Origin of the sequence: Actinoallomurus sp. NPDC052308 (assembly GCF_040679195.1) — a bacterium.
Lineage (GTDB): Bacteria > Actinomycetota > Actinomycetes > Streptosporangiales > Streptosporangiaceae > Actinoallomurus > Actinoallomurus liliacearum.
This window is the reverse complement of record NZ_JBFAUM010000001.1, coordinates 1,022,873-1,035,300: the sequence shown is the minus strand read 5'-3', so window position 1 is coordinate 1,035,300 and position 12,428 is coordinate 1,022,873. Positions and strand designations below refer to the sequence as shown.

The following is a 12,428-nucleotide window of genomic DNA, read 5'->3' as shown; positions in this document are numbered from 1 at the left end:
CGGTCAGCCGGGTAGGTGGGCGGACAGGCGGAACGCCGGCCGGGGCGGCGTGCCTCCGGCCGGCGTAGCGGTCCGACCTACTTCTTGTTGCCGCCCGCGGCCTTCTTGCCGAAGCGCTTCTCGAAGCGCGCCACGCGACCACCGGTGTCGAGGATCTTCTGCTTGCCCGTGTAGAACGGGTGGCAGCTCGAGCACACGTCGGCGTGGATGACGCCGTTCTGCGCGGTGCTGCGGGTCTGGAAGGTGCTCCCGCACGTGCACGTCACCGTGGTGACGACGTAGTCGGGGTGGATCTCAGGCTTCACTATCTCTCCTCGCTCCGGGTGGTCGCCGGGTCATCCCAGAGGGAGTTCGGGGATGTGAACCGGTACCACAGCGTGTTCCAGTGTGCCAGACACGACAACATGCCGAGGCCACCGGGCATTCCCGCGCCGGTCCGGGGGCTCAGCGCAGCGGGGCGCCGACGTCCTGCAGGTGGCCGAGCGCGTGGGCGTACGACTCGATCAGGCCCTCCTCGGTGTACGGGAGGTCGAGCCGCTCGCAGTGCGCCCGTACGAGGGGCTGGGCGCGGCGCAGGTTCGGGCGCGGCATGCCGGGGAACAGGTGGTGCTCGATCTGGTAGTTCAGCCCGCCCAGGAACCAGTCGGTGACGAGGCCGCCGCGGACGTTCCGGGAGGTGAGGACCTGCTTGCGGAGGTGGTCCCAGCGCTCGTCCGGGCCCGGCATCGGCATGCCCTTGTGGTTCGGGGCGAAGGAACAGCCCAGGTGGACGCCGAGCACCGCCTGATGCACCAGGATGAAGAGGACCGCCTTGCCCGGCGACATGACGCTGAACACCAGGCCGAGGTAGCCGGCGAAGTGCAGGGCCAGGAAGGCCGCCTCGACGAGCGCCGTACGCCGCTGCCGGGCGCCGGTCTCGCCGCGCGCCGCCGAGATCACCGACCGGACGCTGGAGACCTTGAGGTTGAACCCCTCCAGGAGGAGCAGCGGGAAGAACAGCCGGCCCTGGTTGCGGGTGAGCCACCGGGTGACGGCGCCGCGCCGGTCCGCGGCCTGTTCGGCCGTCCAGACGAGGACTCCGACGCCGACGTCGGGGTCCTTGTCCACGTGGTTCGGGTTCGCGTGGTGCCGGTTGTGCTTGTCGGTCCACCAGCCGTAGCTCAGGCCGACCGCCAGGTTCCCGACCAGCATTCCCATGAGGCGGTTCACGCGGCGGGTCCCGGCGATCTGCCCGTGGCCGGCGTCGTGCCCGACGAAGTAGAGACGGGTCGTGAGGATCGCCGCGGGCACGGCCAGGGCGAGCTGCCACCAGGAGTCGCCGACGAACGCGATCAGGGCGAACACGGCGCCGTACAGCAGCAGGTCGAGGCCCACCGTGCCGGCGTAGCGCCGAGTGCGCCGCTCCAGCAGACCGGCGGCGCGCACCTCGCGGATCAACGGGGCGAAGTCGCTCCTGGGCAGGGTGGCTGTCTCGGACATGCGGAAGTCCCCTCGCGTTCGTGGATTAGGTACTGACTGTCACGAGACGCTAGGGACGCGCCGGTGACGCGCCCAGCCGGTGAGCACCCTAGGGATCGGTAGGTTTACCCCCGGTTAAAAGTGGTGCTGGCACCACCATAGCCCGGTTCTCAGGCCCAGTGACCGTAACGCCGACAATCGGCACGCTCGACGGTGAATGATGAGATCCGGAATCGGAGGGAACAGTGAAGAACGGTGCGCTCGCGGCCGTACGAGGTCTCGCGATGGCGTTGCTGGCGTTGCCGGTGTCGCTGGTGTTGTTCGTCTTGTCCATCGTGTTCTTCGCTGTGACGTTCCCCGTCGGGATCGTGCTGTTCCCCCTGGTGACCCGCCTGGTCCGCGCCTATGCCAACGCGCGCCGGCGGCTGGCGCACGAGTGGTTCGGCGTGGAGATCAAGGAGCCGTACAAGCCGAAGCCGAAGTTCCGCGGCGGGTTTCGCGGCATCCTGCAGCGCTACCGGTGGGCCGTGGCCGATCCGGCGACCTGGCGGGACGTGCTGTGGCTGTTCGTGGACGCGACGGTGGGCTTCGTACTGGGGATCATCGCCTTCGTCCTCCCCATGTACGGCCCGTACGGCTGGGTGCTGGCGGCCGGCGTCTGGAAGCCGATCCACGACGCGGGCGGCGGCGAGTGGTACACCTTCATCCACGTCATGAGTCAGGACACGGCCGACAACGCGGCGCTGCTCGGCGTCGTGTACTCGGTAATCGGCATCTGGCTCGCGCCCCGGCTCATGCGGGCGAGCTCCGTGGTCACGAAGGGACTGCTCGCCCCGACGCGGGAGCGGGAGCTGGAGCTGCGGGTCGCGCACCTGACGGAGTCCCGCTCCGACGCGCTGGACACACAGGCGGCCGAGCTGCGGCGCATCGAGCGCGACCTGCACGACGGCGCGCAGGCGCGGCTGGTCGCCATGGGCATGAGCCTGGGCACGATCGAGGCGCTGATGGACCGCGACCCGGAGAAGGCCCGGCGGCTCCTCGCCGAGGCGCGTGAGTCGTCGTCCAAGGCGCTGACCGAGCTACGGGACCTGGTCCGCGGCATCCATCCCCCGGTGCTGGCCGAGCGCGGCCTGGGCGACGCCGTACGGGCGCTGGCGATGGCCAGTCCGCTGCGGACCGAGGTCACGGTCGAGCTGCCCGGCCGGCTGGAGGCCCCGGTCGAGTCCGCGGCCTACTTCGCGGTCTCGGAGGTGCTGACCAACGCGGCCAAGCACTCCGGCGCACAGCGGGTCTGGATCGACATCCGGCACGAGGACGACCGGCTGCGGATCGTGATCACCGATGACGGCCGGGGCGGCGCCGACGCGTCCCATGGCACGGGACTGCACGGGATCGAGCGGCGGCTCGGTACATTCGACGGTGTCCTGGCCCTCAGCAGTCCGGTGGGCGGTCCGACCATGGTCACGATGGAGCTGCCGTGCGTCCTGACGTCCCCCCGGCGCTGACCCCCCGAGAGGGAGAGTGATGCGCGTCGTCCTCGCGGAGGACCTGTTCCTCCTGCGCGATGGTCTGATCCGGCTACTCGAGGCGTACGGCTTTGAGATCGCCGCGGCCGTCGACAACGGTCCTGAGCTGACCCGGTCGCTGCTGACGCTCAAGCCCGACGTGGCCGTCGTCGACGTACGCCTGCCGCCGTCCTTCACCGACGAGGGTCTGCAGGCGGCGCTGCACGCCCGGCGGGAGATCCCCGGCCTGCCCGTGCTCGTGCTGTCCCAGCACGTCGAGCAGTTGTACGCCCGGGAACTGCTCGCCGACGGCAGCGGCGGCATCGGTTACCTGCTGAAGGACCGGGTGTTCGACGCCGACCAGTTCATCGACGCGGTGCGCCGGGTCGCGGCGGGCGGGACCGCGATGGACCCGCAGGTGATCTCCCAGCTGCTGGCCCGGAACGTCAGGAACGAACCGCTCGGCGCGCTGACGCCCCGGGAGCGCGAAGTGCTGGAGCTGATGGCCGAAGGCCGGTCGAACACCGCGATCGCCCAGCGCCTCGTCGTCACCGAACGCGCCGTCGCCAAGCACACGTCCAACATCTTCGCGAAGCTGAACCTGCCGCCCTCCGACGACGACAACCGCCGCGTCCTGGCCGTCCTGGCGTTCCTCGACGGCTGAGCCGGGCCGGCCGGCCCGGTTCAGCGGCGCCGCAGCTCCGCGCACTTGGCGGTGAACTCCTCGGCGCTGAGCAGCCCCTCCTGGCGGAGCCGGACCAGCTCGCCCAGCTTGACGGCCAGGTCGCCGATGCGGCCCACCCAGGCGCGTACCTCGTCCTTGCCCGCGGCCGTGCGTCCGGGGTGGCGTACCGCGTCGGGCCACACCGGCGTTCCGGCGAGGTACGCGTCGATCGCCGCCTCGAACCGCTCGCCGTCGGCCAGAGGCCCCGCGCCCTTGGGGGTGCGTCCGTCCCCGTCAACCGTTCCTACGGACTGAGCATCGATCGGGTGTGCTCAGCCGGATGCTCCGAACGGTGTTGAGCATCCTGGTTCCCCGCGTTCGCTTCGCGTCCGGGCGGCACGGATCGTGTCCGTGGTCTCAGGACGCGGGGGCGGGGTTCCTCACGCCGTGGGGCTTCCGGTGCGGCCTGTACGGTCCGATGCCCCTGCTCATCGCTCTGGTGAGCAGGGGGCGGTGCCGTCCGTCGCCGGATCGAGTGTCCCAGGGCGCGTCGTCCGATTGCCACCGCCGCCGCCTCATGGCGACTGACACCGCGCCGCGGAGTGGTCAGAGGGCGCTGCCAGTGCTGGGCTCCCCATTTAGAGGTGTAGGCCGGGTCGACGGCGACGATCGTGACGCCGAGTTCGGCCGCCATGCCCACCAGCCTGCCGCGCAGCCTGCTCACCGGCATCCCGGAGATCAGCTTGCGGAACCGCTTGCGGTGCCCGTGTTTCTCACGGGTCGTTTCCGCGGTGAAGTCCAGGTCTTCGATCGCGATAGCGAGATCGTGGTGTTTTGCCCAGCGCAACAGTTGGATAAGGGCATGCCGGACCTGGGCGTCACGGTGGGTCGAACTGCCGGTCAGGTCGTAGTGAAACGGGCGCGGCGCGCCGATGGGGTTGCCGTAAGGGTCGAGTCTCCAGGCGGCCAGGTGGTCAGCGTTGGTGTCCACCCCGATCACACCCCCAGTCCGGATGGTTTCCAGCGGGGTGATGATGACCGGTGGGATCGTCCACGAGGCGGTCACATACCAGCGGCCACGCTCCACGTCCTCATGGATGCGGTAGGCCACCGCCCGATTCGTGGTCACCCGGTCGCGCCACTGCTCGCCCCGGTGCGGGAACGACACCGGGGCAGCGAGGACGTACCGGCCGTGCCCGGCATTGGCCAGATACGCCAACGGAGCCGGGAGCTTAATACTGACCTCACCTTCAGGGGTGATGCGGATCGTCTCGTTCCCGTACCGCTTGCCGGACTCGCCATCGGCATGGATGAACCGGCGTTCGGCCTGCCACCTCGCGCACCATTCGGCCTTGGTGAGCTCGGCGGCCTCCAGGTTGTGCCGGGTGCGCAACAGCCGCTTACCACCCCGCACAACCCGCACTCGCGCGGCCTGATAATCGACCTGCAGGCACTGGAGCCGATCCTGAAGCAAGCGCAGGCGCCGCGTCTTGGCGAACCACTCCTCGGGGCTGCGATACCCGCCTGGCGCTTTCTTCGAGCCCTTCTCACCGAGCGGCACAGACAGGCGGTACGTGATCGTGGCGATCCCGGCCTCGAGACTACGGATGTAGGCGAGTTGGCTGCGCCGCGCTAACGCCCACAGGTCATTTGTGGCCTTGGTGATCGAACCGGCCCACCGCGACGACGACTCTGCGGTCAATGCCCGTTTGCGGTCCGCCCACGTGCCGGTGTCGTGATCCGACCCGGTCGCACATCGAATTTTCAGATCACGGCAGGCGAGCGAGCCGAGATGGTCACCCACGAGCCGCAGCACCGTCAGATCCTGGGCTGTGAGCTTCTTGAGCCGGTCACGGATCGCCACACCCGATGGCCCGACCGCAACGAACGGCGCATCAAATCGACGCAGTTCAGTCATAACGGGCCGCCTCCAGCGTCTTGTGAGCGCAGCTCCGGCCGCGCCCCGCCATGAGCACGGCGCAGAACCAGGTCAACCGCCATGCCCCCTGCTGAGTCGCAGGGAACACGCGACCCCGTCCACCAATCCGGAACCGACTACATGCCCTGGCGTCAGCGGTGAGCGATGCGGAGACTGAACCGATCCCCTGCGCCCGTATCCACTCCGCCGAATGCACACGGCAACCATAGCGTCACCGAAAGCAACAGGCTGTGCACTTCTGCATAGCTGGCCTCAGCAGTTCGCTAAGCCGTTCCCATAAATACGCACATCGGCGCATGCTGCGTCATTTACCGCGCCCGTACGGGCCGTCCGGATCAGCTCTGGCCGAGGTAGGCGAGCACGGCCTTGACCCGCCGATGGGTGCTGTCGGTGTGCTGCAGGTCGAGCTTGAGGAAGATGTTCGAGATGTGCTTCTCCACCGCGCCGTCGGTGACGAAGAGGCGGCGGGCGACGGCGGCGTTCGACAGGCCCTCGGCCATCAGGCCGAGGACCTCCCGCTCGCGCGGGGTCAGCGCCTCCAGCCGGTCCCCCCGGCGCCGCCGCCCGAGCAACTGGGCGATCACCTCGGGGTCGATGACCGTGCCGCCGGCGGCGACCCGGCGCACGGCGGCGGTGAACTCCGCGAGGTCGGCGACCCGCTCCTTCAGCAGGTAACCGACGCCCTCCGCGCCGTCCCCGATCAGGTCGGTGGCGTAGCGCTCCTCGACGTACTGGGAGAAGACGAGGATCGGCGTGCCCGGGACCCGCCGTCGCGCCTCCAGGGCGGCCCGCAGGCCCTCGTCGGTGAACGACGGCGGCATCCGGACGTCCACGATGGCGAGGTCGGGGCGGTGCTCCGCCACGATGTCGACCAGCCCCGGGCCGTCACCGGACGTGGCGACCGTCTCGATGTCCTCGTCCGCGAGCAGGCGGATCAGCCCCTCGCGCAGCATTACGGCGTCTTCCGCGATCACCACCCGCACGCCACCAGACTAAGGCCTGTCTCAAAGCCCCCGTCCGTAGCGAGCGGCCGCGCAGTAGGACAGCGGGGCTTTGAGACAGGCCTAGGGGGAAGGTCACCACACGCAGGGCAGGTCCGCGCGGATCACGGTCGGTCCGCCGCGCGGGCTGTTCACCGTCAGGATGCCGTCGATCCCGGCCGCGCGGTCCGCCAGGCCCGCCAGTCCGCCGCCCGGTGTGGCCTCGGCCCCACCGACGCCGTTGTCGGAGATCTCGACGACCACCCAGGTCTGGTCCCGGGCGACGCGCACGGCGGCCTGCGTCGCCCGGGCGTACTTCGCCACGTTGGTGAGCGCCTCGGAGACGATGAAGTACGCGATGCTCTCCACGGCGGCGGGCGGTCTGGTCGGCAGGTCGATCTCCACCTCGACGGGCATCGGTGCCCGGGCCGCGACCGCGGAGATCGCCGCGTCCAGCCCGCGGTCGGTGAGGATCGCCGGGTAGATCCCGCGCGCGAGGTTGCGCAGCTCGGCGATGGCCTCCTTGGCGCCCGCGTGGGCCTGCTGGAGCAGTTCCTGGGCGGCGACCGGATCGGTCTCGAGCTTCGCCCGGGCGCGGCCGAGGTCCATCGCGACGGCCAGCAGTTGCTGCTGGGCGCCGTCGTGCAGGTCGCGCTCGATCCGCCGCCGCTCGGCCTCCGCGGCGTCCACCCCGCGCGCCCGGCTGGCCCGTAGTTGCGCCGTACGGGCCCGGAGCGCCTGGGTCTCGTTCGGTCCCAGGAGGTACCTCGCGATCGCCCCGTGCGCCGCCCCGACGATCCGCACGGCGTACATCGCGAGGACGAGGACGCCGATCCCCAGCGGCACCGCGGGCAGCGTGCTCACCGGGCCGTCCAGCCAGAAGTCGTGCCCGGCGAGCGTCACGACGATGTAGCCGCCCCGATTCTGCGTGATCCAGATCGGCATCGTGACCAGCGAGATCGTCGCCGTCCACAGCACCATCGAGATGACGAACTCCGCGATGCCGATGGGGAAGGCGAGGAGCAGGTAGACGAGGTCCTTCCAGGTCGCGGGGTCGGCGGCCATCGCCTTCCACTTGCGCAGCAGGTTGTTGCCGGCCGGCAGCGCGCGGTACGGGCTGGGGACGTCCACGCCGAAGGCCAGGCGCGCGAGCCGCCGTTCCAACACGGCGGCGCCCCGCCAGAGCACCATGGTCAGCGCTAGGCCGAGGACGCCCACCCAGATCACGAGCGTCCCGACCGAGACCGAGAGCAGCACCGCCAGCGCGACGAAGTAGGCCAGGCCGAATGGGAAGTGCAGCAGCAGGAAGGCGGCCGACCGCCAGGTGAGCGGATCCTTCAGCAGGCGCAGCGGGCCGCGCCTGAAAAAGGCCGATGTGTCGACGGTGCCGTTCACCGGGGTCCCTTCCTGCCGTCTGAGCGTACGGGTCCAGCCTGCTGAACGGCGGGGCGTCCCGCCATGGAGCATTCCAGCCTTCGGCAGGTAGGGCTACCCCCACCTCGTCCGGCCCGGGAAACGACGACGCCCCGGAGGCGTGCTCCGGGGCGTCGTGTCACGCGGGTCAGTCGTTGAGCGTGGTCTTCTGCACCTGCAGGAGGAACTCCGCGTTCGACTTGGTCTCCTTCATCTTCTCGATGAGGAGCTCCAGCGCCTGCTGGGTGTCGAGCGCGTGCAGCACGCGGCGCAACTGCCAGACGATCCGCAGCTCCTCCGGAGCCAGCAGGATCTCTTCCTTACGGGTGCTGGAGGCGTCGACGTCGATCGCCGGGAACACCCGCTTGTCGGCGAGCTCTCGGCGGAGGCGGACCTCCATGTTGCCGGTGCCCTTGAACTCCTCGAAGATGACCTCGTCCATCCGCGAGCCGGTCTCGATCAGCGCGGTGGCCAGGATCGTCAGCGAGCCGCCGTTCTCGATGTTGCGGGCGGCGCCGAAGAACCGCTTCGGCGGGTACAGCGCCGTGGAGTCCACACCACCGGACAGGATCCGGCCGCTGGCGGGCGCGGCGAGGTTGTACGCGCGGCCGAGACGGGTGATCGAGTCGAGCAGCACGACGACGTCGTGGCCCAACTCGACGAGCCGCTTGGCGCGCTCGATCGCCAGCTCGGCGACCATCGTGTGGTCGTCGGCGGGCCGGTCGAAGGTCGAGTGGATGACCTCGCCCTTCACCGACCGCTGCATGTCGGTGACCTCTTCCGGCCGCTCGTCGACGAGGACGACCATGAGGTGGCACTCGGGGTTGTTCTTGGTGATCGCGTTGGCGATCGCCTGCAGCACCATCGTCTTACCGGCCTTGGGCGGCGAGACGATCAGACCGCGCTGGCCCTTGCCGATCGGGCTGACCAGGTCGATGATCCGCGTGGTGAGCTGGCCCGGCTCGCTCTCCAGGCGCAGCCGCTCCTGCGGGTACAGCGGGGTCAGCTTGGAGAAGTCGACGCGGCCCTTGGCCTGCTCCGGCTCCATGCCGTTGACGGTGTCGAGGCGGACCAGGGCGTTGAACTTCTCCCGGCGCTCGCCCTCGCGGGGCTGGCGCACGGCACCGGTGATCACGTCGCCCTTGCGCAGGCCGTTCTTGCGGACCTGGGCGAGGGAGACGTACACGTCCTGCGGGCCCGGCAGGTAGCCGGTCGTGCGCACGAACGCGTAGTTGTCGCGGATGTCGAGGATGCCGGAGACCGGGATGAGGACGTCGTCCTCGCTGATCGTGGGCTCGGAGTCGAAACGCTCGCGGCCGCCACGGCCCCGGTTGCGCTCGCGGAACCGGCCGCGCCGACGCCGGCCGCTGCCGTCCTCGTCGTCGGAGTCGGACTGCTGACGCTGGTTCGGACCGCGCTGGCCCTGGCCGCGGTCCTCGCCGCGCTGCCCGCGGTCGTCGCTGCGCTGCCCGCGGTTGTCCTCACGCTGGCCGCGGTTGTCCTCGCCGCGCTGGCCGCGACTGTCCTCACGCTGGCCGCGGTTGTCCTCACGCTGACCCTGGCCGTCCCGGTTGCGGTTGCCGCGCTGACGCTGCCGCTGACCGCCCTCCCGGCCCGCGTGGTCGCGCGCTCCGCCGTCGCCGGCGGACTCGGTCTTCTCGGCCTTCTCGGCCTCGACCTTGATCTCCTGCTGCTCCTGCGCCGGCGCCTCTTCGCGCTTGGCGGCACGCTCGCGCTTCGGCGCGGCGGCCGCGGGCGCGGCGGCGGTCTCCTGCGCGGCAGGGGCCTCGGCGTCGCTCTTCGCGGCGGGGGCCTGGTCACCGCCTCCGGCGTTCTGCGTCTGCCGCTCTTGGATGGCGGCGATGAGCTGGCTCTTCCGCATTCCGCCCGTACCGCTGATCCCGAGGCTCGAGGCCAGGGCCTTGAGCTCGGGCAGCACCATCGCCGACAGGCCGGTGCCCGAGCGGCGGCGCCGCGGCGCAGCCGTCGTCGCCTTCTCGGCGGACGCGGCCTCAGAAGTCGTGGTGACTGCTGCGTCCGAGAGGAGTTCGGTGGATTCGCTCACTAAGGGTCCTTCCCAGGGAGCGGGTGTGGCCGCCGTCGGCCAGGCAACCCGGTCGTGCGAACCGGCGGGGGCGCCGGATCAGTCGAGCTCTGCTGATCTTCAGGTGATCGGCGAAGAGTTCTGGCCACATCCAGATGGTGGAGGCAGGTCCTCGCGAGAGATCCCCGATTCCGATACGTCCGTAGTTTTGGCTGAACGCTGAACAACGAGCGATTTCGTTGCCGGGGAACCACATCCGTGTCACACGGCCGACATAAGTCGGAGTGGCTGACGAGCCCACGCCCCCGTACGGGGCATCTGGTGCGGCACTTAGCCTAACATCACCTGGGCACACTGCTATTCCCCGGAGACTCGCGTTTCCTGACTGATCGGCTGAACGCATGCGCCGTGGGGGTCAACGTTCAGCGGGTGTATGTGCCACGAAGTACCCACTTCCGAGCCGATCGAATCAACATCGACCCCGGAGACCAGCGCAAGGACCGTCGGCCCGGCCCCCGACACCACCGCGGGCACGCCCCGCGCGCGCAACCGGTCCACCAGCGCGACCGACTCCGGCATGGCCGGGGCGCGGTACGCCTGGTGCAGCCGGTCCTCGGTGGCGTCCAGGAGCAGCTCCGGCCGGGCGGTGAGCGCGGCGATCAGGAGCGCGGCGCGGCCGGAGTTCGCCGCGGCGTCGGCGTGGGGCACGACGTCCGGCAGGAGGCCGCGGGCGCGCTCGGTGGCGAGCCGGTGTTCGGGCACGAACGCCACGGGGCGTACGTCCGGGGCGACGTCGAGCCTGGTCATGCGCGGTCCGGCGGTGCTCTCCCAGGCGATGGTCAGGCCGCCCGCCAGGCACGGCGCGACGTTGTCGGGGTGTCCCTCGATCCGCGTGGCCAGCGCGAGGACGTCCGCGTCGGTGAGGCCCGCGCCCTCCGGATGCAGGGCCCGGGCGGCGAGGATCCCGGCGACCGTCGCGGCAGAGGACGAGCCGAGCCCGCGCGCGTGCGGGATCCGGTTGACGCAGCGGAGCCGAAGCCCGGGCGCGGGCGCCGGACCGATGAGCGCGTACGTCTCCCGGAACGTCCGCACGATCAGGTGCTGCTCGCCGCGCTTGGCGGTCTCCTCGCCCTCGCCCGTGACGTCGATCCACACCCCGGAGTCGGCGAGCTCGATCTCCACGTCGTCGTACAGGGTGACCGCCAGCCCCAGCGCGTCGAACCCGGGACCGAGGTTCGCGCAGGTCGCGGGGACCCGTACGTGGACGGCCGCGGGCGTAGGCCGCCTGGTCATGAGACCTCCTTCGTCGGCCTCATGACCAAGGTGCTCTGCTTACCGGTTCCCTCGCTCCGCTCGGTCACGCGAGTTCCAGGGCGGACGCGGCGGCGTGCGCGTCGACCGGCACCGTGATCGGCGCCGGGGCACCCGAGATGGCCCAGTCGGGATCCTTCAGACCGTTGCCGGTCACCGTGCACACGACGCGCTCGCCGCGGCGCAGGAGACCCTCGTCGGCGGCCTGCAGCAGCCCCGCGACACTCGCCGCCGACGCCGGCTCGACGAACACGCCCTCCTCCCGGGCGAGCAGCCGGTATGCGGCCAGGATCTGCCGGTCGGTGACGGCCTCGATCGCTCCCCCGGACTCGTCCCGCGCCTTGAGCGCGAGGTCCCAGGAGGCGGGGTTGCCGATGCGGATCGCCGTCGCGATGGTCTGCGGCGCCGTGACCGGCTCCCCGCGGACGATCGGCGCGGCGCCGGCCGCCTGGAAGCCCAGCATGCGCGGACGCGCGTCGGACTCCTTGTAGCCCATCCAGTAGGCGCTGATGTTCCCGGCGTTGCCGACGGGCAGGCAGTGCACGTCCGGGGCCGCGCCGAGCGCGTCGATGATCTCGAAGGCGGCGGTCTTCTGGCCGTGCAGCCGGAACTTGTTCACCGAGTTGACGAGCGCCACCGGATAGTCGACGGCGAGCTTGCGGGCGAGCTCGAGGCAGTCGTCGAAGTTGCCGTCGATCTGCAGCAGCTTGGCGCCGTGCACCAGCGCCTGCGCCAGCTTGCCCATCGCGATCTTGCCGCGCGGCACGAGCACCGCGCAGACCATCCCGGCGCGCACGGCGTACGCGGCCGCCGACGCGGAGGTGTTACCGGTCGAGGCGCAGATCACCGCCTTGGCGCCGTCCTCGGCGGCCTTGCTGATCGCGAGCGTCATGCCGCGGTCCTTGAACGAGCCGGTCGGGTTGGCCCCCTCGACCTTGAGGTACACCTCGCAGCCCGTGAGCTGAGAGACCCGGGTCGCCGGCAGCAGGGGCGTGCCACCCTCCAGAAGGGTGACGACCGGCGTCCCGGCCGTCACGGGGAGCCGATCGCGGTACTCCTCAATGACGCCACGCCATGCCCTGCTCACGATGTTCCTCCTGACCTGCGCTGTCGT

11 protein-coding genes are annotated in these 12,428 nt (G+C 70.5%); 2 read left to right on the top strand and 9 right to left on the bottom strand.

The genetic code is table 11. The annotated features are described in order from the left end of the window. Window positions 1-77: 77 nt before the first annotated feature. On the bottom strand, window positions 78-305 hold the full coding sequence (gene rpmE, locus AB0L00_RS05190) for a 50S ribosomal protein L31 (protein WP_364428557.1): 228 nt from the start codon (window positions 303-305) through the stop codon (window positions 78-80). 139 nt (window positions 306-444) lie between these two features. Beyond that, the gene (locus AB0L00_RS05185) at window positions 445-1,479 is read right to left on the bottom strand and encodes an acyl-CoA desaturase (protein ID WP_364428554.1); all 1,035 of its coding nucleotides are present in this window, start codon (window positions 1,477-1,479) and stop codon (window positions 445-447) included. Between the two features lie 224 nt (window positions 1,480-1,703). Between AB0L00_RS05185 and AB0L00_RS05180 the strand changes: the two genes are divergently transcribed. After that, a complete protein-coding gene (locus AB0L00_RS05180; protein ID WP_364428551.1) occupies window positions 1,704-2,963 on the top strand; it encodes a sensor domain-containing protein in 1,260 nt (419 codons plus the stop codon). Between the two features lie 19 nt (window positions 2,964-2,982). Further along, on the top strand, window positions 2,983-3,627 hold the full coding sequence (locus tag AB0L00_RS05175) for a response regulator transcription factor (RefSeq protein WP_364428548.1): 645 nt from the start codon (window positions 2,983-2,985) through the stop codon (window positions 3,625-3,627). A 20-nt stretch (window positions 3,628-3,647) separates the two neighbouring features. On the opposite strand, the gene AB0L00_RS05170 is transcribed toward AB0L00_RS05175, so the two are convergent. From AB0L00_RS05170 to thrC, 7 genes are all read right to left on the bottom strand, one after another. Then, window positions 3,648-3,830 carry a hypothetical protein gene (locus AB0L00_RS05170; protein WP_364428545.1) on the bottom strand — a complete coding sequence of 61 codons (183 nt, stop codon included), beginning with the start codon at window positions 3,828-3,830 and terminating at the stop codon, window positions 3,648-3,650. A 101-nt stretch (window positions 3,831-3,931) separates the two neighbouring features. Next, complete coding sequence (locus tag AB0L00_RS05165) at window positions 3,932-5,545, bottom strand: IS200/IS605 family accessory protein TnpB-related protein (protein WP_364428542.1); 1,614 nt, start codon at window positions 5,543-5,545, stop codon at window positions 3,932-3,934. 356 nt (window positions 5,546-5,901) lie between these two features. Next, complete coding sequence (locus AB0L00_RS05160) at window positions 5,902-6,549, bottom strand: response regulator transcription factor (RefSeq protein WP_345360055.1); 648 nt, start codon at window positions 6,547-6,549, stop codon at window positions 5,902-5,904. A gap of 93 nt (window positions 6,550-6,642) precedes the next feature. Further along, on the bottom strand, window positions 6,643-7,941 hold the full coding sequence (locus tag AB0L00_RS05155) for a sensor domain-containing protein (protein ID WP_364428539.1): 1,299 nt from the start codon (window positions 7,939-7,941) through the stop codon (window positions 6,643-6,645). Between the two features lie 166 nt (window positions 7,942-8,107). Next, window positions 8,108-10,024 (bottom strand): transcription termination factor Rho, encoded by a 1,917-nt coding sequence (gene rho / locus AB0L00_RS05150; protein ID WP_364428536.1) that lies wholly within the window; start codon window positions 10,022-10,024, stop codon window positions 8,108-8,110. A gap of 336 nt (window positions 10,025-10,360) precedes the next feature. Then, the gene (gene thrB, locus AB0L00_RS05145; protein WP_364428533.1) at window positions 10,361-11,296 is read right to left on the bottom strand and encodes a homoserine kinase; all 936 of its coding nucleotides are present in this window, start codon (window positions 11,294-11,296) and stop codon (window positions 10,361-10,363) included. Window positions 11,297-11,360: 64 nt separating this feature from the next. Further along, window positions 11,361-12,401, bottom strand: a complete 1,041-nt coding sequence (gene thrC / locus AB0L00_RS05140) for a threonine synthase (RefSeq protein WP_345360067.1) — start codon at window positions 12,399-12,401, stop codon at window positions 11,361-11,363. Window positions 12,402-12,428: the final 27 nt, after the last annotated feature.

What these genes read in the sequence shown, in the direction of transcription:
- thrB (WP_364428533.1), bottom strand. Translation starts at nt 11,296, where the DNA reads ATGACCAGGCGGCCTACGCCCGCGGCCGTCCACGTACGGGTCCCCGCG.
- AB0L00_RS05165 (WP_364428542.1), bottom strand. Translation starts at nt 5,545, where the DNA reads ATGACTGAACTGCGTCGATTTGATGCGCCGTTCGTTGCGGTCGGGCCA.
- AB0L00_RS05185 (WP_364428554.1), bottom strand. Translation starts at nt 1,479, where the DNA reads ATGTCCGAGACAGCCACCCTGCCCAGGAGCGACTTCGCCCCGTTGATC.
- AB0L00_RS05175 (WP_364428548.1), top strand. Translation starts at nt 2,983, where the DNA reads ATGCGCGTCGTCCTCGCGGAGGACCTGTTCCTCCTGCGCGATGGTCTG.